25 protein-coding genes are annotated in these 25,199 nt (G+C 54.7%); 15 read left to right on the forward strand and 10 right to left on the reverse strand.

The window, feature by feature from the left end; genetic code table 11:
* Nucleotides 1-54 precede the first annotated feature (54 nt).
* A complete protein-coding gene (locus tag D5398_RS05080) occupies nt 55-870 on the forward strand; it encodes an AraC family transcriptional regulator (RefSeq protein WP_120506694.1) in 816 nt (271 codons plus the stop codon).
* Here D5398_RS05080 and D5398_RS05085 read toward each other — a convergent pair.
* A complete protein-coding gene (locus tag D5398_RS05085) occupies nt 860-1,495 on the reverse strand; it encodes a LysE family translocator (protein ID WP_120506591.1) in 636 nt (211 codons plus the stop codon). The two genes, D5398_RS05080 and D5398_RS05085, sit on opposite strands and share 11 nt — an antisense overlap.
* Nucleotides 1,492-2,784, reverse strand: coding sequence for a hypothetical protein (locus tag D5398_RS05090; protein ID WP_120506592.1), 1,293 nt, complete (start codon nt 2,782-2,784; stop codon nt 1,492-1,494). The genes D5398_RS05085 and D5398_RS05090 overlap by 4 nt, the downstream gene beginning before the upstream one ends.
* A 153-nt stretch (nt 2,785-2,937) precedes the next feature.
* Between D5398_RS05090 and D5398_RS05095 the strand changes: the two genes are divergently transcribed.
* From D5398_RS05095 to D5398_RS05110, 4 genes are all read left to right on the forward strand, one after another.
* Nucleotides 2,938-3,597: a DUF1345 domain-containing protein gene (locus D5398_RS05095; RefSeq protein ID WP_120506593.1), complete on the forward strand. Its 660-nt coding sequence runs from the start codon at nt 2,938-2,940 to the stop codon at nt 3,595-3,597.
* Between the two features lie 161 nt (nt 3,598-3,758).
* Nucleotides 3,759-4,577 carry a transporter substrate-binding domain-containing protein gene (locus D5398_RS05100; protein WP_120506594.1) on the forward strand — a complete coding sequence of 273 codons (819 nt, stop codon included), beginning with the start codon at nt 3,759-3,761 and terminating at the stop codon, nt 4,575-4,577.
* Nucleotides 4,577-5,401: an amino acid ABC transporter permease gene (locus D5398_RS05105; RefSeq protein WP_120506595.1), complete on the forward strand. Its 825-nt coding sequence runs from the start codon at nt 4,577-4,579 to the stop codon at nt 5,399-5,401. The genes D5398_RS05100 and D5398_RS05105 overlap by 1 nt, the downstream gene beginning before the upstream one ends.
* Before the next feature lie 47 nt (nt 5,402-5,448).
* Nucleotides 5,449-6,579: an aminotransferase class I/II-fold pyridoxal phosphate-dependent enzyme gene (locus tag D5398_RS05110; RefSeq protein WP_120506596.1), complete on the forward strand. Its 1,131-nt coding sequence runs from the start codon at nt 5,449-5,451 to the stop codon at nt 6,577-6,579.
* Nucleotides 6,580-6,591: 12 nt separating this feature from the next.
* Here the strand turns inward: D5398_RS05110 and D5398_RS05115 are convergent, their stop codons facing one another.
* A complete protein-coding gene (locus D5398_RS05115) occupies nt 6,592-7,473 on the reverse strand; it encodes a LysR substrate-binding domain-containing protein (RefSeq protein WP_120506597.1) in 882 nt (293 codons plus the stop codon).
* A 115-nt stretch (nt 7,474-7,588) separates the two neighbouring features.
* Between D5398_RS05115 and D5398_RS05120 the strand changes: the two genes are divergently transcribed.
* Entirely contained in the window at nt 7,589-9,127 is a 1,539-nt protein-coding gene (locus tag D5398_RS05120) for an MFS transporter (protein ID WP_120506598.1), read from the forward strand.
* On the opposite strand, the gene D5398_RS05125 is transcribed toward D5398_RS05120, so the two are convergent.
* Nucleotides 9,106-9,882 (reverse strand): YdcF family protein, encoded by a 777-nt coding sequence (locus D5398_RS05125; protein ID WP_120506599.1) that lies wholly within the window; start codon nt 9,880-9,882, stop codon nt 9,106-9,108. The genes D5398_RS05120 and D5398_RS05125 overlap by 22 nt on opposite strands.
* Before the next feature lie 424 nt (nt 9,883-10,306).
* Here D5398_RS05125 and D5398_RS05130 point away from each other — a divergent pair, with 424 nt between their 5' ends.
* The 6 genes from D5398_RS05130 (at nt 10,307) to D5398_RS05155 (ending at nt 16,355) form a co-directional block, all read left to right on the forward strand.
* A complete protein-coding gene (locus tag D5398_RS05130; RefSeq protein WP_120506600.1) occupies nt 10,307-10,852 on the forward strand; it encodes a Csu type fimbrial protein in 546 nt (181 codons plus the stop codon).
* 63 nt (nt 10,853-10,915) lie between these two features.
* Complete coding sequence (locus D5398_RS05135) at nt 10,916-11,434, forward strand: Csu type fimbrial protein (RefSeq protein WP_120506601.1); 519 nt, start codon at nt 10,916-10,918, stop codon at nt 11,432-11,434.
* Between the two features lie 44 nt (nt 11,435-11,478).
* Nucleotides 11,479-11,997: a Csu type fimbrial protein gene (locus D5398_RS05140; RefSeq protein ID WP_425272769.1), complete on the forward strand. Its 519-nt coding sequence runs from the start codon at nt 11,479-11,481 to the stop codon at nt 11,995-11,997.
* Between the two features lie 18 nt (nt 11,998-12,015).
* Nucleotides 12,016-12,813, forward strand: a complete 798-nt coding sequence (locus tag D5398_RS05145; RefSeq protein WP_120506603.1) for a fimbrial biogenesis chaperone — start codon at nt 12,016-12,018, stop codon at nt 12,811-12,813.
* An 18-nt stretch (nt 12,814-12,831) separates the two neighbouring features.
* A complete protein-coding gene (locus D5398_RS05150) occupies nt 12,832-15,390 on the forward strand; it encodes a fimbria/pilus outer membrane usher protein (RefSeq protein ID WP_120506604.1) in 2,559 nt (852 codons plus the stop codon).
* Entirely contained in the window at nt 15,387-16,355 is a 969-nt protein-coding gene (locus D5398_RS05155; protein WP_120506605.1) for a Csu type fimbrial protein, read from the forward strand. The genes D5398_RS05150 and D5398_RS05155 overlap by 4 nt, the downstream gene beginning before the upstream one ends.
* A 57-nt stretch (nt 16,356-16,412) precedes the next feature.
* On the opposite strand, the gene D5398_RS05160 is transcribed toward D5398_RS05155, so the two are convergent.
* Both D5398_RS05160 and alkB read right to left on the reverse strand, forming a co-directional pair.
* On the reverse strand, nt 16,413-16,892 hold the full coding sequence (locus D5398_RS05160; RefSeq protein WP_120506606.1) for a cold-shock protein: 480 nt from the start codon (nt 16,890-16,892) through the stop codon (nt 16,413-16,415).
* A gap of 108 nt (nt 16,893-17,000) precedes the next feature.
* On the reverse strand, nt 17,001-17,654 hold the full coding sequence (alkB, locus tag D5398_RS05165) for a DNA oxidative demethylase AlkB (RefSeq protein ID WP_120506607.1): 654 nt from the start codon (nt 17,652-17,654) through the stop codon (nt 17,001-17,003).
* Between the two features lie 132 nt (nt 17,655-17,786).
* On the opposite strand from alkB, the gene D5398_RS25590 reads away from it, so the two are divergent.
* The 3 genes from D5398_RS25590 (at nt 17,787) to D5398_RS05180 (ending at nt 19,467) form a co-directional block, all read left to right on the forward strand.
* Nucleotides 17,787-17,915 carry a hypothetical protein gene (locus tag D5398_RS25590; RefSeq protein ID WP_244216713.1) on the forward strand — a complete coding sequence of 43 codons (129 nt, stop codon included), beginning with the start codon at nt 17,787-17,789 and terminating at the stop codon, nt 17,913-17,915.
* Nucleotides 17,916-18,030: 115 nt separating this feature from the next.
* On the forward strand, nt 18,031-18,549 hold the full coding sequence (locus D5398_RS05175; protein ID WP_120506608.1) for a P-loop nucleotide/nucleoside kinase family protein: 519 nt from the start codon (nt 18,031-18,033) through the stop codon (nt 18,547-18,549).
* 99 nt (nt 18,550-18,648) lie between these two features.
* Complete coding sequence (locus D5398_RS05180; RefSeq protein ID WP_120506609.1) at nt 18,649-19,467, forward strand: shikimate 5-dehydrogenase; 819 nt, start codon at nt 18,649-18,651, stop codon at nt 19,465-19,467.
* A 60-nt stretch (nt 19,468-19,527) separates the two neighbouring features.
* Here D5398_RS05180 and gudD read toward each other — a convergent pair whose 3' ends face one another.
* The 4 genes from gudD to D5398_RS05200 all read right to left on the reverse strand — a co-directional run bounded on the left by gudD (nt 19,528) and on the right by D5398_RS05200 (nt 25,051).
* On the reverse strand, nt 19,528-20,865 hold the full coding sequence (gene gudD, locus D5398_RS05185; RefSeq protein WP_120506610.1) for a glucarate dehydratase: 1,338 nt from the start codon (nt 20,863-20,865) through the stop codon (nt 19,528-19,530).
* A 29-nt stretch (nt 20,866-20,894) separates the two neighbouring features.
* Nucleotides 20,895-22,235, reverse strand: coding sequence for an enolase C-terminal domain-like protein (locus D5398_RS05190; RefSeq protein WP_208645877.1), 1,341 nt, complete (start codon nt 22,233-22,235; stop codon nt 20,895-20,897).
* Nucleotides 22,236-22,249: 14 nt separating this feature from the next.
* On the reverse strand, nt 22,250-23,593 hold the full coding sequence (locus D5398_RS05195) for an MFS transporter (protein WP_120506612.1): 1,344 nt from the start codon (nt 23,591-23,593) through the stop codon (nt 22,250-22,252).
* 297 nt (nt 23,594-23,890) lie between these two features.
* Nucleotides 23,891-25,051: a CdaR family transcriptional regulator gene (locus D5398_RS05200; protein WP_120506613.1), complete on the reverse strand. Its 1,161-nt coding sequence runs from the start codon at nt 25,049-25,051 to the stop codon at nt 23,891-23,893.
* Nucleotides 25,052-25,199 lie beyond the last annotated feature (148 nt).

The raw sequence follows: 25,199 nt of genomic DNA on the forward strand, positions 1-25,199 counted from the left end.
AGAAAAAAATAATGTGAGCTTTCTTTCGCGCAGCAATGATTTATGGGGTGGAACGTGTCTCTTTCTATTTCTGAATGGACGATGGCTAACGACATTGAGTGCTCGCATCTGACCGCGAGTAATTCTTCATTTCCGCGCCATACTCACGACGAATACGTCATCAGTGCCAATCTGACCGGCACAGAAGAAATCTGGCTGCACGGCAAAACTGAACTGGTGCGCGGCGGCGAAATCACGATTTATAATCCGGCCACCATTCAGTCCTCAGTATTTGGCGACGATAAAGTCGAATTCCTCAGCGTGCATATTCCTCAGTCTTTACTGCGTCAGGTTTCGGTCGATCACAATCTGCGTTCCGACCACTGCGCGCCGGTGCTCAAAGAAGGTGTACTGAATAATCCGGCGCTGTTTTCCGCGCTGTGCCATTACAAACGCACGCTCAACGACGACGATCAGGAACAAAATTTACTGTGGCTGCTCGGCGCGCTGCTGGAAGAACCGGCCAGAGAACAGGAACAGTCGCTGCGCCCTGTCCAGCTTGCTCTCGATTTTATGCGGGACCACCTGACGCGAAAAATCCATCTCGATACGCTGGCTCAGGTCAGCGGGCTGAGTAAGTTCCATTTTGTCCGCCTGTTTCGCCAGCACATCGGCATGCCGCCGCTGCAATACCACATGCAGTTACGTTTACTGGAAGCCCGCAATCAGCTGCGCAAAAACGACAATGCCCTGGACGTGGCGATCCGCCTCGGGTTTTACGATCAGAGCCACTTCATTAATACGTTCCGCAAGATGATGGGGATCACTCCCCATCTCTATTCGCTGTCACTCAATGCCTCGCAGCAAATGAGTCAAGCGCTTACACGATAAACTCGTGATAACCGGTGATCACCACATACAGCGCGAAGTAAGAGAAAATCACCGCAGAGGCCATGTAAGAATACCGGAGCATTTTGGTGCCGAGCATTTTTCCGCCCAGACTGCCGACCGAGCAAATCACCATCGTCCAGAACACGCCTGCGATGAAAAAGCCACTCAGAAACCACGACGCATCTGCCGTCCCGCCGTGTCCCATACGGGAAATCAACGCCCCGCCGACGGCGGCAAACCACAGAATTGCCGTCGGAGAGGACATCGCCAGAACGATGCCGCGTCCGAAATTACGCAACACCGATCGTTGCTGAACATTGTCCCCCGCATTCAGGTCTTCCGCCGGGGCCAGCGCAGCGCGGATCATTTTGTAGGTAAACCACATCAGCATCAGCGAGCCACCGACCCACAGCACCCAGCGCACGCTCTGGTATTGCAGCAAAATCGTCATCCCTGCCAGCGCCAGCACGGCGTAAATCAAATCGCCGATACAGGTACCGATTCCCAGCCAAAATCCGTGAAAATAGCCGCGTTGCATCGCCAGCGTCATCATGGCGATATTGGCAATCCCTATGTCCAGGCACAGCGACAGGCTGAGCAAAAATCCATTTGAAAACGGCATCATAGCGGCACTCTCTTGATTAACTGGTTGTATTCGATCATGTCATTGGTCGTGCCCAGACGGGCCATCAGAACCTCAACATCTTCAGGATTGGTATGCGGACAATGTTGCTGCATGAAAGCCTGTGCGCGCTCAGTATCGCCGCCCAGCAACTCTTCGCTCATCAGTCGGGTCAGGCCCGCCATCTGGGTGAAGAACAGCTCAGGATGGAAATCTATCGAGCCGGTTTTCAGTTCAATGCAACCGTGCTCCCGCAGATAATTGAACTGGATCCAGGCCGCGCCTGCATCGGGATAACTGGACGGGCCACGGCGCAGATAGCGCAGCATTTCGAGAAAATAAATGCGCGCCAGCACCGTGCGGTCGAGCTGTAATCCGTCCGCAATCTGCGGAGTCAGACACATCAGCAAACCGAACTGATCCGCCAGCGCTTCCTGCACCATCATTGAACCCCAGCGGTCAATTTTGCTGAGTTTCGGGAAGACGTTTTCATTACGCACCAGCGAATGTCCGAGATCATGCCCGCGGAACCAGGCAATCAGATAACGCTGACACACCTGGCTGTCCGGCAACGCTTCTTCCGCCCAGCCCATTTTGGCGGCTTCGGTGCGCGAAAACAGTTCGAACAATTGCAGATAGGTGTTGGCAAATACCACGGTGCGTTTCACCGGCGAATACTTCAGCCCCTCGTCTTCAGGGAAGAAATACGCAAAGTGTTTCGGATATGTATTGGCCTCACCCGCAATGCCAAACAGATTGATAATCTTGTACGCACAACCCGGCATCGCCAGTAAATCTGCGGCGATTTCCTTTTGCAGATACAGCAGACTTTCCGGAAACAGGCTGTCCATCACATCCGAGATTTCCTGCAATACCGGCGCGGGTTCACCAAACCACGAGGAATAAAAACTTTGTTTGGATTTACCGACCCAGGTCGACGTGTTCCCGATACCGAGCACCAGCTGCTGTTCGTTCAGACCGGCGATCTGCGGCAGAACTGTTTTCCCACAACTGTCATCCGCCAGGATCTCCGCGCGAAGAAACAGACCGCGCCGGGTATCGGGATCGTCAAACATCGGAGCCAGACGAAAACACTGAATCGACATCTCTTCGCGCAGGGCATCCAGCAAACGGCTTTCACAGGCAGCTTCCAGCTGATTAATGGCTTCCGTCAGGCGCAGGCAATAGTGAATAGTTTGCAGAGCTTTGGGATTTAAATGGTCCGGAGCATCCAGATCCATCATTGAAACCTGGTATGCCGCAGCAGCTGGCCAAAATGACGTAGTAAACATAGTTTCAGACCCTTAAGCGCAATGGAGTAACCTACTAAATCACTCCGCTGCTCACGGGTATTGGAAGAAATTGCGCATAAGTCTGAACGCGTGATATTGCTCCCAGCGACTACAGTTAACCTATCCGTCTTTTTCTGCCAGGTGTTTGACATCATGAGTTTATCTTTGCGCCATTATCTGCACGTGCGTGGTCGTTTACTGATCTCGATAATTGCCGGTCTGATTTGCTTTTTTGCGCTTCCCGCGCATCTGGGGATTTTGCAGCGCCTGATGATCGGCTGGAACGTGCTGGCGTGGATGTATCTGTTTTTCCTGTGGTTTCGCATGCTTCGCACCGAAGCAAAAGATATTCCGCATATCGCTAAAACTCAGGATGAAAGCGCCACCCTGGTGCTGACGCTGGTCACACTGACCTGTCTGGTCAGCATTCTGGCGATCCTGATGGAACTCGGCTCACTCAAAGAACTGACGGGAACTGCAAAAACCCTGCACATTCTGCTGACCGCGACCACGCTGATTGCCTCATGGGCACTGTTGCCGACGTCGTTCGCCATGCATTACGCCCATCACCACTATCTGCGGCGGTCAAAAGACGTTACGCCGATGATCTTCCCTGAAAAACCCGCCGAACCCGGCTACTGGGATTTCCTCTATTTCTCTTTCACTATTGCCGTCGCCTCACAAACCGCCGACGTCGCCACCGGCACCACCGATATGCGCCAAATTGCCCTGTTGCAGTCGGTTATTTCATTTGTGTTTAATCTGGCGATTTTAGGCTTTTCGATTAACGTCGGGGCGGGGTTACTGAGCTAGTGATTGAAGTAATGCGCTGCTATTCATAGGATTTTCCGCAGAGTTCACTGTAACTGGAAAATAAGTGGGAAAACACCGAATTTAGACTTCTATACGTCTAAAACTTAGTGTAGGTTTTTACAATATTTTCCCAATCTGGTTACGTTTAAGGAACTCCATTTATGCGCACTCCGTTTGTTGCTGTGACACTCCTTGCTGCGACGCTGTTTTCTGCTGCCTCTTTTGCCGGTGCGACGCTTGATCGCGTGACCAAAACTGGCGTACTGCGCAATGCCATTGTGAACGATTATCCGCCATTTGGGTTTATTGATGACAATAACCAGCTGGCCGGTTTTGACGTGGATGTGGCGAAAGCCGTGGCGCAGCGCATGGGCGTAAAACTTGAAATTATCGCGCCGGGCTGGGAAACCATTGTCGGCGGTAAATGGCAGGGGCGTTGGGACACCTGCATCTGTTCGATGACGCCAAATACCGAGCGCGCCAAAGTGCTGGATTTCCCGACCGCGTATTACAGCTCACCGGCGGTGCTGGTGGTGAATAAGAAAGATGACCGCATTAAATCGGCAGCCGATCTGAGCAACAAAAAGATTGGTGTCGGCATCGGTTCATCCTATGAAACCTACCTGCAAAAAACGCTGGTGATCCCCGGCAGTAAGCCGATTGTCTTCCCGTTCGACAGCGTTCAGGTTATTCCAAGTGACGAAGAAGTGGCGTTCCAGAATCTGGCGCTCGGACCGGGCGTTCGCCTCGATGGCGTGGTATCGGATTTAGCCACGGCTAACGCCCGTATCAAACGTGCGCCGGTATTTAAAATTGTCACCGAACTCTACGCAGAACCAAACTGGGTCGCGACCGACAAAGGCGACGCAGAGTGGGATAAGAAAGTGGCTGACACCATTAAGTCACTGCGTAACGACGGCACGCTGGCGAAAATCTCCCAGCACTGGCTGGGTGAAGATATTACGCACGAGGTACCGTGATGCCGCAAATCCCGGACAGCCAGCCGAAGGTGGAAACCCCGGAGCGCTGGCACCACGCACACGCGTTTAAATTTAAAACCGGGCTGACGTGGCTGATTTTACTCAGCCTGCTGCTCGGCACATTCAGCAAAATGGGGCTGGACTGGAGCCTGATAGGCCAGAAACTCCCCTTTCTGCTGGGCTTGCGTCTGTCACCGGACGGCTTTATTCAGGGTGCGGCGCTGACCATTATGATCACCGCCTGCTCGATGTTTTTCTGTCTGCTGATTGGGCTTATTACCGCGCTCGGGCGGATGTCGGAAAACGCGCTGGCCTTTGGCTGCGCGACGTTTTACGCCTCGCTGTTTCGCGGGACGCCGCTGCTGGTACAAGTGCTGATTATCTATCTGGCGCTGCCGCAGGTAGGTATTGTGCTCGGTGCGCTCAGTTCCGGTATCATCGCATTATCAATGAACTACGGTGCTTATCTTGCGGAAACTATCCGCAGTGGCGTGCTTTCGGTACCGCGTGGTCAGCAGGAAGCTGCACTGGCACTCGGTGTATCGCGCTGGACGGTAGCCGTTCACGTGACGGCACCACAGGCCCTGCGCATTATTATTCCGCCTGCCGGATCGATGTTTATATCGATGCTGAAGGACTCTTCTCTTGTCTCGCTGATGGGGCTGTGGGAGCTGAATTTTCTGGCACAATCGTACGGGCGCAGCACTTACCGTTATATGGAAATGCTGGCGACGGCGGCGGCGATATACTGGATTATGTCGATCGTGCTGGAGCTGTTGCAAAGCCGCCTTGAGCGCCGTTTTGCACAAGGGCAGCGCCGGTAATGTTATAGTTTTCACTCATTTTTGGATTTTTCATCAACGGGTACGCCATGTCTTTTCCTGAAGATTTTCGTTTAATCAGCTATCTTTCGCGCCTCGAGCACGCCGTCCGTTTTCCGCTGTCGTCGTCTTATCCGGAATCGATGAGCATCGATACCTTGTTTGAGCTGGCGGGAAAACAGCATCGTGCGCCGTTCATGCAAACCACTCTGGATTACCCGCCGCTGCGCGGAACGCCCGAACTGCTGGATGCCATCGCCTCGACGTATAAAAATATCACCGCGCAGGACGTCATCAGTTTTGCCGGTGCTGACGAAGCGATTTACGCCAGCTTCCAGATGCTGCTCAAAACCGGCGATCACGCGGTGGTGATCACCCCCAACTATCAGTCGCTGGAAAGCGTGCCGTTATCGCTGTGTGACGTCACCGGCGTGGCGCTTGAGGAAGATAACGACTGGGCGCTGGATACCGGTAAAGTCCGCGATGCGCTACGCGCCAATACCAAAGTGCTGGTGATTAACTTCCCGCATAATCCGACCGGGGCACTGATCAGCCGTCAGCAACTCAATGAACTGGTCGACCTGTGCCGCGAGCACGGGATCTGGATCTTCTCCGACGAAGTGTACCGTATGACGGAGTTCGATCCGGCCGATCGTCTGCCGCAGCTGGCTGATATTTACGAGCGCGGGATCTCCCTGAATGTGACCTCTAAGGCTTACGGCTTACCGGGCCTGCGCATCGGCTGGGTCGCGTGTCAGGATAAAGCGTGGATGCTGGAACTTGAGCGCATGAAGCAGTATCTGTCGATCTGCAATTCCATGCCCGGAGAATTTCTGACTACCGTCGCGCTCAACGCCCGTGCACCAATACTGGAACGGGTCATGGAGCGCTCACGCCGACAGCTCACAACCCTCACCGAATTCCTGGCGAAATACCCCCATCTTTTCCGGCTCTCCGTGCCGAAAGCCGGTGTGCTGGCATTCCCAAGGTATACCGGCACAGAAGGCGCAGAAGCTTTTGCCACGCAACTGGTGGAAGAAGCCGGTGTGATGGTTATTCCTTCCGTCGCCTACGCGTCAGAACTCAATACCGTGTCTGAAGATTTCCTGCGCATCGGTTTTGGCCGTGAAAATCTTGATGAAGCACTGGGTGAAACAGGCAATTGGCTGGATAAACGCTGAGATTGAAATTGCTCAGCCCAGCACCTGTTTTTCGGTCAGAAAATCGATAAATACCCGGACTTTTGGCAGCATATGGCGGCTGCTCGGCCACACTACCGAGAATTTGCCGCCCTCTTTCAGATACGGTGACAACACCGAAATCAGCTCGCCGGACGCCAGATAATCCCGCACGATAAATTCCGGCACATATGCCAGTCCTAATCCCTGCAACGTCGCCTGTAAAATCGATTCCAGGTTATTGCTGCTCAGTGCCAGCGGCAGCTCAGGGGGCGTTGCGCCTGTCATCTCCCACTCCTGCCACTGCCCGTTACCCGGAAACCGGTAGCGCAGACAGGCGTGCTGATAAAGATCATCAGGATTATGCGGCACCGGATGCTCAGCAAAATAGTGCGCAGCTCCCACTATCGCAAACCGGAACGGCCCGAGGCGGCGCGACATCATCTGCGAACTGCTCAGCTCGCCGCTGCGAATGGCGATATCAAAACCTTCATCAATGACATCTACCATCCGGTCGCTGAAATCCAGATCCAGCTCAACGTCGGGATAACGCTGGCGGAATTCCGGCAGGTGCGGCAGCAGCATGCGGTAACCGATAGCCGGTGCGGTGATACGCAATTTTCCACGCGGCACGGCGGAAATCCGCACCAGCTCCTGCTCGGCATCTTCCAGTTGCGAAACGATATTCTGGCAGCGTTCGAAAAACAGCTGGCCTTCGTCGGTCAGGCTGATACGCCGGGTGCTGCGGTTGAACAGCCTCACACTCAGCTTTTCTTCCAGCCGCGCCACGCTTTTACCCACCGCCGAGGCAGAAATGCCCATCCGTTCTGCGGCTGCGGCAAAACTCTGACTCTGCGCCGCGCGGACGAACGCCAGTAGCCCGTTGAGGTTTTCCATTTTCGACTCCTGTTTATTCGAGCGTTTTAGTCCTTAATCATCGGACTTACAGCCTGTTTCCGCAACATTACTGACATTTTATCATCATTATTATCGTCAACTGTCGGAAGAAGCCATGAACTCAACAACAACACAGTCAGCGGGCAGCCCGCGGGTTTTATTTACCGTGTGTCTGGCGGCGGTCATTTTGCCCCTCAACTTTGTCAGCGGCGCGGTAGCCACGCCCGCGATTGCCCGTGAACTCGGCGGCAGCGCGCAGGCACTGAGCTGGATAACCAATTCTTTTATGCTGACCTTCGGCTGCTTTCTGATGGCCGCCGGAGCGCTGGCCGATGAACTGGGACGTAAAAAAGTGTTTATCAGCGGCGTCTCGCTGTTTGCATTGCTGTCGTTATTGCAGGCTTTCAGCAGCAGTTTGCTGTGGATCGATCTGCTGCGCGCGGCACAGGGCATCGCCGCCGCTGGCGCACTGGCTGGCGGCGCAGCGGCTCTGGCACAGGAGTTTGACGGTGCAGCGCGCACCAGAGCGTTCAGCCTGATGGGCAGCAGTTTTGGCATCGGGCTCGCTTTCGGCCCGTTCCTCGCAGGTGTACTGATCGCGAATTTCGGCTGGCGGGCGGTATTTTTCTCCGCCACGGTGATTGCCGTGCTTTCGCTGGTCACGGGTGCGACCCGGATGCGTGAAACCCGTAACCCGCAGGCGACGGGCATTGACTGGCCGGGTACTGTCACTTTCACCGCGATGCTGGCGCTGCTGACCTGGGCGTTGATGGAAATCCCGCCATCCGGTCTGCACAGTCCGCTGGTACTTTCGCTGCTGGCTGCTGCAGCTTTGCTGCTGGTGATTTTTGTTATCGTGGAACGGCGGGTAAAAAACCCGATGCTCGATTTATCACTGTTCCGCTATATCCGTTTTATCGGTGTGCAGGCGCTGCCTCTGGCCACGGGTTTCTGTTTTGTGGTGCTGCTGGTGATTTTACCGATGCTGTTTATCGGCGTAGAAAATCTTAGCGAAGAACGTGCCGGACTGATGATGATGGCGCTTTCGGTACCGATGCTGGTGGTTCCGCTGCTGGCGGCATGGCTGACGCGCTGGGTGTCCGCAGGTGTGTTATGTACATCAGGCTTAGTGATTGCCGCCGCCGGTTTAGGCTGGCTGAGTCAGGCGGTGCTGGCGCAAAATATGACCGCGATGATTGCGCCGATGGTGATAATTGGCATCGGTACTGGTCTGCCGTGGGGGCTGATGGATGGATTGTCGGTGAGCGTGGTTCCCAAAGAGCGCGCAGGCATGGCGACCGGGATTTTCAGCACCACGCGCGTGGCCGGAGAAGGCATTTCGCTGGCGATCGTCGGTGCCATTCTGTCGGCATTAACACACAGCGCACTGGCGGCGAATTTTACAGTGGGTGACATCAGTCAGGCTGCGCAGCGGCTGGCAACCGGTAATCTCGCCGTGGCGCAGCAACTTATTGGGCAGGCCAGCACGGCGCAGCTTCAGCAGCTTTATGCCGCTTCACTGCACCCGCTGTTGCTGTGTCTGATGGCAATTACGCTGGTTTCCGCGCTGGTGGTACTGCTGGCACTGCGGGGCAATCATCAGGAAACATCTGAAACGGCGCACGCTGTGTGTCAGAAGGATCTGTCGCCGTAATCCGCTTCCAGCACCGGACGCAACCGCGCGTAGATTTCCTCGATCTCAGCGGGGATCTGCACTTCTGCAATAAAGCCTGCACCTCGCGGGCCATACCCGCCCGGCGCATTACGCAGGCGCGGGATCTCGCCGAGCAACAACGACACGAATCGTGGCAAAGACCACAGGCTGTGATTCCCTTCTCCGGCAAAGCGCAGCCCTTTACCTTCGCGCTCCAGCTGAGGCACCAGCACCGGCCAGTTCAGGAATATCACTTCAGGACGATCGCGCCAGACGTGGCGGAAACTGGCGTCGGTGCGCAACTGCATCAGCGGATCCTGCACCAGCGTGATGTGAGTGTAATTGTCATCGACCAGATCCAGCACCCGCCGCGCCTGTAAGGCATTGTCGCCACAGTTAGTTGAGCCGGTTTCCAGCAAAATCTGCTTTTGTGGCACTGCGCAGCACTGCACGGCAATATCGTTCAGCACCTCAGCTTCACTGCGACCCGAGGTATGAATGTGCCGGTAGCGCGGATGAGTTTGCACCGCCTGATACAGCAAATCAGTCGAGTGCCCGATCCCTCCGGCAATCAGCAACCGGGAAACTGAACCCTGCACCACCGCCTGAAATGCCGCTTCGGCGGTCGGTAAAATCGCATTGCCCAGCAGGATCATCAGAGAGGGTTCACCCATCGGCCCCTTTCCTGAAGTCTGATCAAAAGCCAGAAAATACGCCAGCCGGTTCATATCGTTAATCACGGACTCAGTAAACATGCCGGTCTCCGGTTAAAAAACTCTGATAACAGAATAGGTTATGACCACACAAAAAAATGGTTAATTAATCTCATCCTTCCCGCGTCATAAGGCAATCATAAATAAAATTAAACGCAAATTTACAGAGTAAAACTCTGATAATTTTCTGTTAATAGAATTTTTATCCTTATTGGCATAAATGCCAAAAAGATCCGCTTAAGGTAAATTTATTAACTTATATTTAACCTTAACAGCGTTTTTCATCATGTGGTTAAGGTCAGGGATGTCTTCAGTAGTAACTGAAAAACATAAGTCCCGGCCTGAACGCTGTTTATTACCCGTATTTCTTGCAGTCTTTTAGCATCGATTACTGACCACCAGAGGATTTCCACATGCACCTGGTTGCATGAATACACAGCTGTGTACGTAGTTATTGGGAGTCATCATGGGCGATAAAAATTCATTATTACTGGCTGTTCTTGCTGCTGCAACGCTGACGTTAGCCGCAGGCGCACAGGCTGCCGGAACCTTAACAGGGCAAGTGGGTGTTCAGCTGACCATCAGCACCGGTTGTACCGTCGGTAACGGTACATCAACCGGGGGCACCAACCAGTGGGGTACCCTGAACTTTGGTAATTACGCTGACCTGACCAGCGTTATCAACGGGACAGTATTCGGTGCCAACGGCACGGGTGCGGTCACTATCACCTGTAGCACCGGGCTGACTCCGACGCTTTCGCTTAATGGCGGGCTGGCGGCAACCGGCGGGCTGCGGACCATGACATCGAGCGGCAACAGTATTCCATACCGCCTCTACTCTGACACTGCGCGTACCACAGAAATCGCCATCAATACGCCGATCACTCTGACGACGGGCACCACTGCGCAAAATATCCCGATTTATGGTCGTGTGCTGCCTGCTGACCAGACCAGCACCACGCCGGCTGCAGGGACATATAACGATACCGTTGTTGCCACTCTTTCCTGGTAGGGCTGTATTCCATCAGAGTCGGTTTCGCCTCTGACTGGCTTTCGTTTCAAGGAAGGAAAGATCATGGACATCAAGGTACTGCTGCTACTGCCAGCTATCCTGCTGGTGTCGATGCAGTTGCGCATTCCATTCAGTCAGGCAGCAACGATAGGCATCAGCGCCACGTTGCTGCCCGCCTGCAATGCGGGAACCACGACGTCCGGGAGCACCAGCTTCGGTACGCTGAATTTTGGGAATTATGCGTCACTGACCAGCGCAATTAATGCCACCAGCGCGCAACTGGCGGGGTCGATTCGCGTGAATTGCGTGAACGGGTTGACGTATAAAATTGTGATGGATGGTGGCAGCAGCGGCGTGGTCACCGCCCGCAGGATGGTCAATACCACCAACAGCGCGCAGACCTTGCAGTACAACCTTTACACCACGGCGGCACGCACCACTGTCTGGGATAACGTGACCGGCGTGAGCGGAACCGGCAACGGCGCAGATCAGTGGAGTACGGTCTATGGCCGCGTTCCGGCGCAGACCACGCCTGCTGCCGGTGTTTATCAGGATACGGTGAATGTCACCGTATCCTGGTAGAGGTTTTTATGCCTGGCCGTTTACTGGTGCCGCAGGTGATGCTCATGGTGCTGCCGCTCACACTGATGCCGGTAATAATGTGCAGCTCAGCGCGCGGTGCCACGGCCACTGCTACGTTTACCGTGACGGCCTCCCTCACCAATGGCTGCGTTTTCGGCAGCTCGCTTTCCAGCCCGACCACCAATCTCGGCACCATCAACTTCGGCTCTTTTCCTTCGGTTCCCACCAATGTCGATGTGGTCAGCACGTCGGGCGCAGGCTCGGTCGTGGTCACCTGCACACCGGGCACGACGGTGGCGATTGGCATGGATTACGGCATACACGGCGGCTCTGCCACCCAGCGATATATGGCCAACAGCGGTGCCACCGCGACGCTGGGCTATCAGCTTTATCAGAACGCCGCACGCACCGTGATTTGGGGAACCGGCGCACAGGCGATGACCATCAGCAGTTTCCCCTCTACAACACAAACTTACCCGGTCTATGGCCGGTTGTTTTCTTTCACGACGTCACCCACTGCGGGCACTTACACCGACACGGTAACCGTGACTCTCACTTATTAAATCATCAGGATATGAGCTATGACGACGATGTTCTCACGCATGATTGCTACCTCTGCCCTCACAGTGGCCCTGTTTTCCAGCATGGCGGTTCAGGCCGCCAGTTCGGTGCTGGTGTGGCCGGTCTATCAGATTATCGAATCCGATCAGAACGGATCGGCCCTGTGGCTGGAAAACCGCGGCGCGGATCCCGTGTCTTTGCAGGTGCGCGTGCTAGCCTGGAAGCAGGAGAATTTTAACGAGAAATACGCGGATCAGACCAACGTGGTCGCCAGCCCGCCTTTTGCTACCGTGCCGCCGGGCCAGCGCCAGCTGATCCGTTTGATCCGCAACACGCCGGTACCGGCCAATACCGAACAGGCTTACCGCATTATTATCGATGAGATCCCTTCCCCGCTGAACAGCGCCGGTGAGGGCAAAGACAAAGCGGTAGTCGGGCTGCAATTGCAGATGCGTTATCTTCTGCCGCTGTTCATGGATGGCGGCAGTTTATGGACGAATGATCGCCCGGATATGAAGCGCGATGCGTCAACGGCGACCCGTCCGATCCTCACCTGGCGTTCGGTGTCTGAGGGCGGAAAAACGTATTTGCAGGTACGTAATACCGGTATCGTCCATGCGCGTCTGAGCAACGTGTTCTGGTCAGCGGCAGACAACCAGAAGCAAGGCGTCAAAACCATGGTCGGAGGCTTCATGGGATATGTGTTGCCGGGACAGCAGATGCGATGGCCGGTACCGGCGGGCGTTACGCCGGGCGCACAGCTCAATGCGCAAATTGCGGATAACACCAAACCGATTGTCATTCCACGCGGCCAATAACAGCAGGAGCCGCAACGGATGCCAAAAAGACGTCTTCCCGGAGCAGGTTGTCAGCCTCTGCTGATTTTCCGGGGAAGCCTGTGCCTGTTATATCTCAGTGCCTTTGGCGCACAGGCCCAGGAATATTCTTCACTGCCCGATGCCCCGCGAGCGGCACCGGTGGTGACCGATGCCATGTTTTATCTGTCGATTGTGGTCAACGGCCAGACGGATAATCAGGTGGTGCCGGTAACCTATCGTAATAACGCGTATTTCGTGGAAGCCGGTGTACTGGCAAAAAATCACATCCACATTAACGGCCAGCAGGGGCTGATCAATGTCGGTGAGCTGCCGGACGTGAAAGCGAAATATGATTCAGCCACGCAGCAGCTGGTGTTAACAGTGCCTGACGCCTGGCTGCCGAACCAGAATGTCAGTGGCGATCCGCTGATGAATTACACGCCGTCACAAAGCAGCACCGGCCTGCTGTTTAACTATGATTCGTACTACACCGACCCGCCCGGCGGTTCGAAATCCATCGCCACCTGGATGGAGCAGCGATTATTCAGCAGCCTCGGCCTGTTCACCAATACCGGTACTTACCGCTATAACATCGCCGGTTCTGGCGGTAACGAAAATGGCGGCAGCACCGCACAGGATGGCTACCTGCGTTACGACACGTTCTGGCGATTCACTGACGAGAAGAACCTGATCAGCTATCAGGTCGGGGATTTCGTCAGCGATTCCCTGACCTGGAGTAACTCGGCGCGCATGGGCGGTTTACGCATCAGCCGCAACTTTGCTGTGCGTCCGGATCTGGTGACGTATCCGCTGTTGCAGTACAGCGGCACAGCGGCGGTACCGAGCACCGTTGATCTGTTCCTCAATGGCTACAAGGCCAGCAGCAACAACCTGAATTCCGGACCGTTTACGCTGACCAACGTGCCTTATATCAACGGTGCCGGTGAAGCGACGATTGTTACCACCGATGCGGTCGGACGTCAGATTTCCACCAGCGTGCCGTTTTACGTTTCCAATACTTTACTGCGCAAAAACCTCAGCGATTTTGATTTCTCGCTCGGTGCGGTGCGCAACAATTATGGCGTCACCAACGGCGACTATTCGGATGCCGCATTCAGCGGGATTTACCGTTACGGGCTGAGCGATTATCTGACGCTGTCCGGACATACCGAAATCGTACAAGGTCTGGCGCTGGGAGGTTTAGGGGCGGATGTCGCAGTGGGAACATGGGGAACACTGAGCGTATCCGGCAGCCAGAGTAAGGCCGATCATCCGCCGGTCAGCAGCGATAATCAGATAATTACGCAGGATAATTACAACAACGGTCAGACGCCGGGCATCCCGGATTCCAGCGGCGAAATCGACAATCCGCTGGGTGAGAACATCACGGATAAAAAGGATGGCAGCCAGTACACGCTGGGTTATTCCTATTATTCAACGATTTTCAGCCTCTCGGCGCTGCGCTCAAAACGCACGGTGGGTTATCAGGATCTGACGTCGTACACCAGTGACACGCGGTTAAGCCGTCAGGCCGATCAGGTCACGTTCAGCACCTCGCCGTTCGGGCCTTCAAACGGCACGATGGGCATCGGGTATTACGACGTCGAAGCTTATGACAATTCGCATACGCGACTGGTGAATTTTTCCTACAGCCGCTCGCTGTGGGGACAAAGCAGCATGTTTTTATCGCTCAATAAAACGCTGGGCGATAACGGCTACAGCGCGCAGCTGCAATTCATCATTCCGATTGGCACCACTATCAACATGAACGCCGGTGTACAGCGTGACAGCGCGGGCAATTATCAGGAGCAAATCGGCGCCAGCAAAGCCACGCCAACCGATGGCGGCCTCGGCTGGAATCTGGCCTACAGCGGCGGCAACGATCCCTATCAGCAGGCTGATGCCACCTGGAAATCCCGCTACGCCACCCTTCAGGGCGGGTTCTACGGCAATCAGGGGGATTACACCAACTGGGCAGATCTCAGCGGTTCAGTTGTATTTATGGCTAATGACTGGTTCCTTTCTGACAAGATCAATGACGCCTTTATTGTGGTCGATACCGACCATTACGCCGACGTTCCGGTACTTTTCGAGAACCAGAAAATGGGTAAAACCGATAAGAATGGCCATCTGCTGATCCCGACCGTCAGCTCGTATTATCCGGCCAAAGTGGAAATCGATACCCTGCCGCTGCCCGCCGATGTGGTCGCCAATAACGTCAATGACCGCATCGCGGTGAAACAAGGCAGCGGCGTGGTAGTGAAATTCAACGTCGAGAAAGTGCTTTCGGCCAATATCACACTTCATGACGCCGCCGGACAACCGCTGAAACTGGGTACGCTGGTCACAGAACAGAATACGCAGCAAACCACCGTGACCGGTTACGACGGGCTGGTGTACTTCTCGCATTTAAAGGAAAACAACGTGCTGAATATCCAGCAGGAAGACCATTCGGTATGTCGGGTCAGTTTCAGGCTGAACCCTGACCGTCATAGTATTGAGCAAGTCGGGCCGCTGTCATGCCCTGGTAACACAGCGGGCAGCGCCGCGAACGCAAGGCCAGGAGATCAATCATGAGAATATTCAGACGATGGATCGGGCGCGTGTTAGTGCTGATGCTGTTTCTGGGCGCGTCATCGCAGGCTTTTGCCGGTTGTACCACGGCGGCCTCCACCATTACGCTGGGCACCCAGAACTCGTTTGCGGTCAGCACGTCCCCGCTGGTGACGGCGGGTGGCAGCGGATTAACCTGCACAGGGCCGTTACTGAGTATCGGCGGTACCAACACCATTACCGCAACCATTGGCGCCACACTGCATCCGACCGGCACGCAACCCCGCCTTTACAGCGCGGCGACCGGCCAGTTTCTGCCCTACAACCTGTGTAAGGACAGCGGCTGCGGCACGGTATATAACCAGGGCGATGTGATTAGCTGGAGCAGCACCACCGCATTGGGATTACTGGGGCTGTTTTCCGGGCCGAACGGTACATTGCCGCTTTATGTGATGCCTAAAACGCTGTCCAATCTGGCGGCTGGCACCTACACCGATACCGTGCCTATCGCCTGGACGTGGAACATCTGCTCGGTGGCCATCGGGACATTGTTGTGCATCGCCGATACCGGCAACGTCAGTGGCACCGTCAACCTGACGCTTAACGTCACCAACTTTTGCTACATCGACAGCGCGCCAAACGTCGGATTTGGCAGCGCCGCCCTGCCTTCCGGCCTGACCACCGTTGTCGCCAATACCCTCAGCGTACGTTGTACGCTCAATGCCAGCTATTCCGTGAACCTCTCCAGCAGCGTACTGGCTTCAGGTCAGTACCGGCAGATGGCTTCCACCGTCGGCAGCACCACCAGTTATCTGCAATATCAGATATTTAAAGGCGACAGCACGGTATGGACGGCGGCAACCAACAGCAGCGCGACCGGTACCGGAACATCACAATCATTCCCGTATACTGCTTCGGTGAATTTGTCGCAAAGCAATCAGCCCGCAGGTAACTACAGCGATACAGTGACAGTCACAGTGACCTATTGATAATGAGAAAAACAGAACCGGTGCAGCGAATGCGCACCGGTTTTGGAACTGAAAATCTTACAGCGCTTTCAGCGTTTTGATGGTCGCATCGACATCAATTTCATCTTCAGTGAACACATACGTGCTGTTTTGGAAAGTGGTGATCAGCAGCTTTTTCATGGTACGCGTCGCGTCTTTTTTCTCTTCTTCCTGCGGGCGGATGCGGTTCATTAGCAGGCCCACGGACAGTACGGCGTTTTCTTTGTCGATTTTCGCTTCTGCCGGCATTTCTTCATTAAAGGCCAGGAAGGATTTGATGCTGGTGATTTTGATACGCTCACCGGCAATAAAGATGTATTTGCTCTCTGGCTCGACTTTCACCGCAAAGGCGGAAAGGCCTTTGTTATTGGTGGTCGGCTCAAAAGTGACTGCCGCGTCTTTCTTAATCAGCTCAGGGTTTGCAACTTTAATCACGTGGAAATAACGGTTATCGCCGTTTTCATCTTTGATAAAACCGAAACCTTTATCTTCAAACCAGGTTGTGATTACGCCGTTCATCGCTTACCGCCTAAGTAATTATCTATTCAACATGTCAGTTTTTGCAGGGCGGCAGTGTAAAGCAGAATGAGGATAAAGTCCTGTGCTTTACTGCCTGATGCCCTCAGTTTATATCGCTTTTCGGAACGTCAGATTAAATCTGTAGGATCCGGTCAGCGGATGCTCGCCCGCTTTCAGCGGCAATACACCGTGATAACGCAGCCGCGACGGGCCGCCCCACACCACAATATCGCCATGCGTCAGCTGCACGCGCTGCGTTTTATCGCTGCGCTCCATACCGCCAAACTGAAAAACAGCCGGTAAGCCCAGCGAGACAGAGACGATCGGCTGGCCGAAATCGTGCTCATCTTTGTCCTGATGCAGACTCATTTTGGCGCCCGGCTGATAGCGGTTAATCAGGCAGGCATCCGGCTCGAATCCGGGGAATCCCGCCTGCTCCGCCGCCGTTATGGCAATATGGCGAAACAGTTCCGGCATCGGCGGCCATTGCTGGTGACTTTCCGGCGACGTCGCCTGATAACGGTAACCGGCTTTATCTGTCACCCAGCCGACATCCCCGCAGTTGGTCATCGCCACCGACATCGCGTAACCGCCGGGTGTGGCCCGGTACTGAAAAGGGACCAGTCCGGCGATACGGTCGATCTCCGCCAGCAGTGCCACATCCTCCTCCAGCGCGGCACCGCGCAGAACCACCGCACCGGGACAGAGATCCTCACGCCAGTTCGGGTGAAAATCCGGATGATCGAAAAGATCTAAATTCATAACCGCCTCCGCTTATGCGTATCCGCTAAGTATAACGGATGTCGCCTGAACGTCATTTGCACTGTCAGCGCGCGGTCAGAAAGTCTGGGGGCGACTGCGATTGCGACCACCAGCGCGGGCGTCGCGTGGTCTCTGGGCTATCGCGATGGCAATCAGCTGCCGGTAGAGGAATATGTTGCCCGCGCGGCGTCGATTTTCCGGGTCATTTCAGTGCCGGATCCTGGTTGCCGCAAACGCTATGGGCGTACAACGCTCAGTTAGTCAGCAGGTTCCTGCGACACGATGAAATGACGCCGATGCTGGAAAAAGCCGCGCCATATTCAGAAATTAATGCGATGTTTTAACGACTCAACCGCAGTCTGATCAGGAGAGGTAAATGAATTCCACAGCCAGCCCCGAAAATGTTCTGCAAGCACGTCCGGCAGTTTTGCATATTTTATGCGGGAAAATAGCCTCCGGAAAATCCACCCTGTCAGCTCAACTGGCTAAAGAACCCTGCACCGTAGTACTTAATGAAGACCAGTGGCTAGCTCATCTTTATCAGGATGAGATGCAAAGCGTGGCGGATTACGTCCACTGCTCTGCCAAACTCAGACAAGCCATTGCGCCACACGCCATTTCGCTGCTCAGGGCCGGTGTCTCGCTCGTGCTGGATTTTCCGGCCAATACCGTGGCGAACCGCCAGTGGATGAAGCGTCTTATCACGGAGTCGGGCGCGGACCACCGTCTGCATTATCTGAACGTGCCGGAGGAAGTCTGTAAAGCCCGGCTGCGGACACGCAATCAGGCCGGAACGCATCAGTTTAGTGTCACCGATGAGCAGTTTGATCTGATATCCCGCCACTTTGTCGCACCGGAACCGGAAGAGGATTTTAACGTGATCCAACACGGTTAAGCCGTCACTTTTTCCATCATACCGGAACAGTAGGATTGTAGGGTTGTATCGTTTCAGCTAAGGTTCAGAGAGACTAAATGCCCCTATCAGGAGAACGAAATGAGTCGGGAAATCAATAAAGACACGCAGTTGTGTATGTCCCTTTCCGGTCGTCCGGGAAATTTCGGCACGCGTTTTCATAATTACCTCTATCAGGCGTTAGACCTGAATTTTGTCTACAAAGCTTTTTCTACCAAAGATATCGAAGCCGCGGTGAAAGGTGTCCGCGCGCTGGGTATTCGTGGCTGCGCCGTGTCGATGCCGTTCAAGGAAGCCTGCATTCCTTTCCTCGATGAACTGGATCCTTCCGCTACCGCCATTCAGTCCGTGAATACCATCGTCAATGACGACGGTTTCCTGCGCGCATACAACACCGACTATATTGCCGTCGCCAAATTGCTCGACAGCTATCAGGTGCCACGTGATGCCGTCTTCGCCCTGCGCGGCAGCGGCGGTATGGGTAAAGCCGTGGTCGCCGCCATCCGTGACGCCGGATTCAAAAAGGGTTACATCATTGCCCGCAATGAAGTGAACGGCCGTGCGCTGGCAGAAGAATATGGTTATGAATGGAAAGCCGAAGTCGGCGATTTACCGGTGGATATGGTGGTCAACGTCACGCCAATTGGTATGCCGGGTGCCGCAGAAGCCGAGTCGCTGGCGTTTGACAAGCAGGTGATTGACCGCGCCAGCACCGTGTTTGACGTGGTCGTAGCACCGGGCGGGACACCGCTTATCCGCTATGGCCGCGAACAGGGCAAAAAAATCATCACCGGCGAGGAAGTCGCCGCATTACAAGCTGTCGAACAGTTTGTGCTGTACACCGGCCAACGCCCGTCAGACGAGCTGATTGAGAAAGCGGCTGCGCACGCACGGGGTTAAGTTCTCTGCCGGAAAGTAAAAGCCTCTCACAAGAGAGGCTTTTTGATATACGCCGGTGGACTAACGCACCAGACACGGCTTTTTCGGGTCGAACTTCCAGTCCGGCACCAGGAACTGCATACCCTGGGCGTCGTCGCGCGCGCCGAGGCCCATGCCTTTATACAGTTCGTGGGCTTTCATCACCTGATCCATATCCAGCTCGACGCCCAGACCCGACTGTTCGGGGACGCGCACTTTACCGCCTTTGATCTGCAACGGTTCTTTCGTCAGGCGCTGATTGCCTTCCTGCCAGATCCAGTGCGTGTCGATTGCAGTGATTTTACCCGGTGCCGCAGCGGCAACCTGAGTAAACATTGCCAGCGAAATATCAAAGTGATTATTAGAGTGTGAGCCCCAGGTCAGTCCCCATTCGTGGCACATCTGCGCCACGCGCACTGAACCTTGCATGGTCCAGAAATGCGGATCCGCCAGCGGGATATCCACGGATTTCAGCTGGATGGTATGCCCCATCTGACGCCAGTCGGTGGCAATCATATTCGTCGCCGTCGGCAAACCGGTCGCCTGACGAAACTCCGCCATCACCTCACGCCCGGAGAAGCCCTGCTCAGCACCGCAAGGATCTTCGGCATACGCCAGCACACCGCGCAGCTGTTTGCCCAGCGCGATCGCTTCATTCAGTGACCAGGCGCCGTTAGGATCCAGCGTGATGCGCGCCTGCGGGAATCGCTGCGCCAGCGCCGTTACGGCTTCGGCTTCTTCGCTGCCCGCCAGCACGCCGCCTTTGAGTTTGAAATCATTAAAGCCGTATTTTTCATAGGCCGCTTCCGCCAGACGTACCACCGCCGCCGGTGTCAGCGCTTCTTCGTGGCGCAGACGGTACCAGTCGCAGCTGTCGCCCGGCTGGCTCTGATAGCCCAGCGAAGTCTTGTTGCGGTCGCCGACATAGAATAGATAGCCGAGCATTTCGACTTCATCGCGCTGCTGACCGTCACCCAGTAATGACGCCACGGTCACGCCCAGATGCTTGCCGAGCAAATCCAGCATCGCCGCTTCAAGGGCAGTCACCACGTGAATGGTGGTACGCAAATCAAACGTCTGTAATCCGCGACCGGAAGCATCGCGATCGGCGAATTTTTCGCGCACGGCGGTCATCACGTTTTTGTATTCACCCAGCGTTTTGCCGATCACCAGCAAAGAGGAATCCTCCAGCGTCTGGCGAATTTTCTCACCACCCGGCACTTCTCCGACGCCGGTATTACCGCTGCTGTCCTTGAGGATCAGTATATTACGGGTGAAAAACGGCGCGTGCGCACCGCTGAGATTGAGCAACATGCTGTCGTGTCCGGCAACTGGGATTACCTGCATGGAAACAATTTTTGGTGTAGATGAAGCACTCATACTCACTCCTTATTGATTCAGATTCCTAATCAGCGGCCCATTGCCGGGCGCTTACGATCGAATGTCCAGCCTGGGATCAGGTACTGCATGGCGATAGCATCATTGCGCGCACCGGAGGGCAGTTTCTGATGCAACTCATGGGCGCGACGGATTTGATCCATGTCGATCTCCACGCCCAGCCCCGGTTTTTCAGGGACTTTGATTTTTCCGTTCACAATTTGCAGCGGCTCTTTGGTCAGGCGCTGGTTGCCTTCCTGCCAGATCCAGTGCGTATCAATGGCCGTCGGTTTACCCGGCACTGCAGCGCCTACATGGGTAAACATCGCCAGCGAAATATCGAAATGGTTATTGGAATGGCAGCCCCACGTCAGGCCCCATTCGTCACAAAGTTGCGCCACGCGCACCGCGCCGTGCATGGTCCAGAAGTGCGGATCGGCCAGCGGAATATCCACCGACTGCAACATCACCGCATGCTGCATCTCACGCCAGTTGGTGGCGATCATGTTGGTCGCCACTGGCAAACCGGTCGCACGGCGGAATTCCGCCATCACTTCACGCCCTGAAAAACCCTGCTCTGCTCCGCAAGGATCTTCGGCATAACTGAGGATCCCGTGCAGGTCTTTGCATAGGTCGATCGCTTCATCCAGCAGCCACGCACCGTTGGGATCGACGGTAATGCGCGCATCAGGGAAACGTTTTGCCAGTGCTTTTACTGCGTCGATCTCCTGCTCGCCCGGCAGTACACCGCCTTTGAGTTTGAAATCTTTAAAACCGTAGCGGTCCTGCGCCGCTTCCGCCAGTCGCACCACCGCTTCGCTGTTCATCGCCTGCTGATGGCGCAGGTGATACCAGTCGTGAACGCCACGCGCGCCTTCCTGATAGGGAAGATCCGTTTTCTGCCGGTCGCCGACGTAGAACAGATATCCCAGCACCGTCACTTCATCGCGCTGTTTGCCTGGCCCGAGGAGCTCGCACACCGGAACGCCGAGGAATTTGCCCATCAGGTCTAAGAGTGCCGCTTCCAGTGCCGCGACAGCGTTGACGCGCAGTTCGAACGTCCACGCGCCTTTGCCGAAAGAATCAAAATCCGACGACTGATTACCGACGTGGATCTGGTGCACCAGCCGGTTCATGCGCGCCACTTCCTGACCTTTCACCTGGGGAATGGCATCCACCAGCGTGTTGTAAATCACCTCTCCGCCCGGCGCTTCACCCACTCCGGTATTCCCGGCGCTGTCGGTCAGAATAACGATATTGCGGGTAAAATAAGCGCCATGCGCGCCGCCGATGTTCATCAGCATGCTGTCATGCCCTGCTACCGGAATGACCTGCATGTCAGTAATCACCGGTGAGGATTGCGTATTCATCATGATTCTCCTTTAGCTCAGAAGGCGCGTAACTGGATGCGTTCGATTTTTCCGACGATAAATACGTAGCTGACGACCGCCAGTAACGCGTGAATTCCGACGTAAATCAGCGCGCCGTTGAATGATCCTGTGCTGCCGATAATGTAGCCGATGGCGATTGGCGTAATGATGCCGGAGACGTTACCGAACATGTTGAACAGGCCGCCGCTAAGTCCGCTGATTTCTTTTGGTGCGGTATCGGCCATCACCGCCCAGCCCAATGCCCCCAGCCCTTTGCCGAAGAAAGCAAAGGCCATAATGCCTACCACCATCCATTCGGTATCGACGTAGTTACAGAAGATCATCGACATCGACAGCAACATTCCGACCACAATCGGCGTTTTGCGCGCCAGCGTGAGGTTGCCGGTTCTGCGCATCAGCCAGTCGGAAATAATCCCGCCCAGCACGCCGCCGAGGAATCCGCAAATCGCAGGCACGGAGGCCACCATCCCGGCTTTGAGAATTGACATGCCGCGCGCCTGCACCAGATATACCGGGAACCAGGTGATGAAGAAGTAGGTCAGAGCATTGATGCAGTACTGGCCTATGTAGATGCCAATCATCATGCGGGATTTCATTAACTGTTTAATCTGAAAAAGTTTTTCGCCTTTGACTGGCGCTTTTTTGGTGGTCTTCTGATCCATATTGATCAGCGCGCCACCGGCTTCCATGTAGTCGAGCTCAGCCTGATTTACGCCCGGATGATCTTTCGGATCGTGGATCACTTTCAGCCAGATAAAACTCAGGATGATCCCGAGACCTCCCATGAAGAAGAAGACATGCGACCAGCCAACAGTCTGAGTCAGCCAGCCCATGATCGGCGCGAAAATGACCGTGGCGAAATACTGAGCGGAGTTGAAAATGGAGACAGCGGTGCCGCGTTCCTGAGCAGGGAACCAGGCAGCGACGATCCGGCTGTTTCCGGGGAAAGAAGGCGCTTCTGCCAGCCCGACCAGGAAGCGTAACGCGAAGAGAGAAACCACAATGCCGAAGCCGCTGAATATATCGACGAAGCCTTGCAGCAGGGTAAATAAGGACCAGATGAAAATACTGTAGAAATAAACTTTCTTGGACCCGAATTTATCCAGCAACCAGCCGCCGGGTATTTGTCCGATGACATAGGCCCATGAAAATGCCGAGAAAATATATCCCATCCCGACAGAGTCCAGCCCAATATCTTTTGCCATTGCCGAACCGGCAATAGAGAGTGTGGCACGATCGCCATAATTAAATGAGGTGACAATAAATAACATCACCACTATCCAGTAGCGCGCGTTAGTTCTTTTTTTTACGGCACTGGCTGCTGAAACGGTAGTTTCCATGGTGTTCTCCACAATTAATGACAACGCCTCTAAACAGAGATAAAAGTCAATCCATTCACAGAACTGTAGGGTTCAGAGAGGATGGAGCGCAGCCAGTATAAGGACAATCCATTGACCAACTCATTAGGCAAAGCGACAAGCATATACAGCAGTTTGCATTTATCTTGTTGCAAATGCCCAGCCCGGTGGGAGTTGTTTCACAAAAAGTAAAACAGCTGTGACCGGTGTCACGCCGTAAAAAAAGATGGAATCTACCCTGCCTGAAAATAATAGAAATAATACTTTCAGACAGCCAAATTACAGCTGATCATTATCCAGCTGCAATGCCACATAAAGTAATAAGCGGTCGTCGAAATTACCCAGATCCAGACCCGTTAATTCCGAGATACGGTTCAGGCGATATTCCAGAGTATTGCGGTGAATATATAGCGCTTTTGAGGTTGCCGTCGGTTGCACATTATTATGAAACCAGGAAGCCAGCGTACGGCGCAGTAATCCATTGCCGTCGGTGGCTTTAAGCCGCGCCAGCGGGCGAACCAGTTCGTCGGCCTGCCAGCCACCGCGCAGACTGTCGAGAAGGACGGGCAGGATCAGATCCTGATAGAAGTAACAGCGCTGTTCCGGCATCCGCTGCTTACCGACGGTCATGGTAGTACGCGCGGTCCGGTAGGAACGGGCAATGCTGCCGGGGCCGGTGAAAAAGTTGCCCAGCGAAATGCGCACACGCAGACGGCCGGTTTCAGTCATGCGGGAAAGCAGATGGTCGATACGCTGACGGTGACTGTCCGCGTCCCAGCGATCGTAGCTGTTCAGTGCCGGTTTCAGCACCACCATTTCGGTAAGGGAAACAATAGCAATCAGATTGTCGCGCTCGGGCGTGGTTAGCAACGTTTGCAGCTGTTGCAACTCGGCCATTGCAGAATCAACGCCGAGCTGGCCGCTGTCGACTTCGACCACCGCCGCCACACGCGGACGATTCAGGTCTATGCCCAGACGCTGCGCCCATTCCATCAGCGCCGGGGAAAGCTCGTCCACACGAATAAGATTAAGCACCAGTTCTTCACGAAGACGGCTGTCCTGCGCCAGCATATGCAGCAAACGCGCCTGTTCAAGCATCATTTCGGCGGTCATACACACCAGCTCGCCGTATTGTCGTAACTGAGCCGGATTACCCGTCAGGCCAATTACGCCGACGATCAGCCCGTCAATGCGCAGCGGCAGGTTGATCCCCGGACGCACACCGTGCAAATGCCTTGCTACGCCTTCGTCGATATCGACAATACGTTCCTGTGAAATTGCCAGCAAAGCACCTTCGTGCAATTCACCAAGACGCTGATCGTCGCCACTGCCGATAATTCTTCCGCGTCCATCCATGACATTCACATTACTATCAATAATTTGCATGGTACGGGCAACAATCTGTTGCGCCAGCTTTGCATCGAGATGATACGCCGACATGGATCCCCTGCCTTGGCTTATAGTTTTATTGTCTGAAGAGCATACCCAGCAGCCAGCTGCCATACATTATGCAAATGCCCAAAGAGCGGAAGCACCTATTGAAGTTGCGGGTAAAGTCACATTTTTAAGCAAATGCCCAACTGGCATA

Origin of the sequence: Rahnella bruchi, assembly GCF_003614975.1 — a bacterium.
In the GTDB taxonomy this organism is placed as follows: domain Bacteria; phylum Pseudomonadota; class Gammaproteobacteria; order Enterobacterales; family Enterobacteriaceae; genus Rahnella; species Rahnella bruchi.

Bases quoted from the DNA above. Each gene is read 5' to 3' on its own strand.
- D5398_RS05085 (WP_120506591.1), bottom strand. From the start codon at position 1,495: ATGATGCCGTTTTCAAATGGATTTTTGCTCAGCCTGTCGCTGTGCCTG.
- D5398_RS05090 (WP_120506592.1), bottom strand. From the start codon at position 2,784: ATGTTTACTACGTCATTTTGGCCAGCTGCTGCGGCATACCAGGTTTCA.
- D5398_RS05095 (WP_120506593.1), top strand. From the start codon at position 2,938: ATGAGTTTATCTTTGCGCCATTATCTGCACGTGCGTGGTCGTTTACTG.
- D5398_RS05100 (WP_120506594.1), top strand. From the start codon at position 3,759: ATGCGCACTCCGTTTGTTGCTGTGACACTCCTTGCTGCGACGCTGTTT.
- D5398_RS05105 (WP_120506595.1), top strand. From the start codon at position 4,577: ATGCCGCAAATCCCGGACAGCCAGCCGAAGGTGGAAACCCCGGAGCGC.
- D5398_RS05110 (WP_120506596.1), top strand. From the start codon at position 5,449: ATGTCTTTTCCTGAAGATTTTCGTTTAATCAGCTATCTTTCGCGCCTC.
- D5398_RS05115 (WP_120506597.1), bottom strand. From the start codon at position 7,473: ATGGAAAACCTCAACGGGCTACTGGCGTTCGTCCGCGCGGCGCAGAGT.
- D5398_RS05120 (WP_120506598.1), top strand. From the start codon at position 7,589: ATGAACTCAACAACAACACAGTCAGCGGGCAGCCCGCGGGTTTTATTT.
- D5398_RS05125 (WP_120506599.1), bottom strand. From the start codon at position 9,882: ATGTTTACTGAGTCCGTGATTAACGATATGAACCGGCTGGCGTATTTT.
- D5398_RS05130 (WP_120506600.1), top strand. From the start codon at position 10,307: ATGGGCGATAAAAATTCATTATTACTGGCTGTTCTTGCTGCTGCAACG.
- D5398_RS05135 (WP_120506601.1), top strand. From the start codon at position 10,916: ATGGACATCAAGGTACTGCTGCTACTGCCAGCTATCCTGCTGGTGTCG.
- D5398_RS05140 (WP_425272769.1), top strand. From the start codon at position 11,479: ATGGTGCTGCCGCTCACACTGATGCCGGTAATAATGTGCAGCTCAGCG.
- D5398_RS05145 (WP_120506603.1), top strand. From the start codon at position 12,016: ATGACGACGATGTTCTCACGCATGATTGCTACCTCTGCCCTCACAGTG.
- D5398_RS05150 (WP_120506604.1), top strand. From the start codon at position 12,832: ATGCCAAAAAGACGTCTTCCCGGAGCAGGTTGTCAGCCTCTGCTGATT.
- D5398_RS05155 (WP_120506605.1), top strand. From the start codon at position 15,387: ATGAGAATATTCAGACGATGGATCGGGCGCGTGTTAGTGCTGATGCTG.
- D5398_RS05160 (WP_120506606.1), bottom strand. From the start codon at position 16,892: ATGAACGGCGTAATCACAACCTGGTTTGAAGATAAAGGTTTCGGTTTT.
- alkB (WP_120506607.1), bottom strand. From the start codon at position 17,654: ATGAATTTAGATCTTTTCGATCATCCGGATTTTCACCCGAACTGGCGT.
- D5398_RS05175 (WP_120506608.1), top strand. From the start codon at position 18,031: ATGAATTCCACAGCCAGCCCCGAAAATGTTCTGCAAGCACGTCCGGCA.
- D5398_RS05180 (WP_120506609.1), top strand. From the start codon at position 18,649: ATGAGTCGGGAAATCAATAAAGACACGCAGTTGTGTATGTCCCTTTCC.
- gudD (WP_120506610.1), bottom strand. From the start codon at position 20,865: ATGAGTGCTTCATCTACACCAAAAATTGTTTCCATGCAGGTAATCCCA.
- D5398_RS05190 (WP_208645877.1), bottom strand. From the start codon at position 22,235: ATGATGAATACGCAATCCTCACCGGTGATTACTGACATGCAGGTCATT.
- D5398_RS05195 (WP_120506612.1), bottom strand. From the start codon at position 23,593: ATGGAAACTACCGTTTCAGCAGCCAGTGCCGTAAAAAAAAGAACTAAC.
- D5398_RS05200 (WP_120506613.1), bottom strand. From the start codon at position 25,051: ATGTCGGCGTATCATCTCGATGCAAAGCTGGCGCAACAGATTGTTGCC.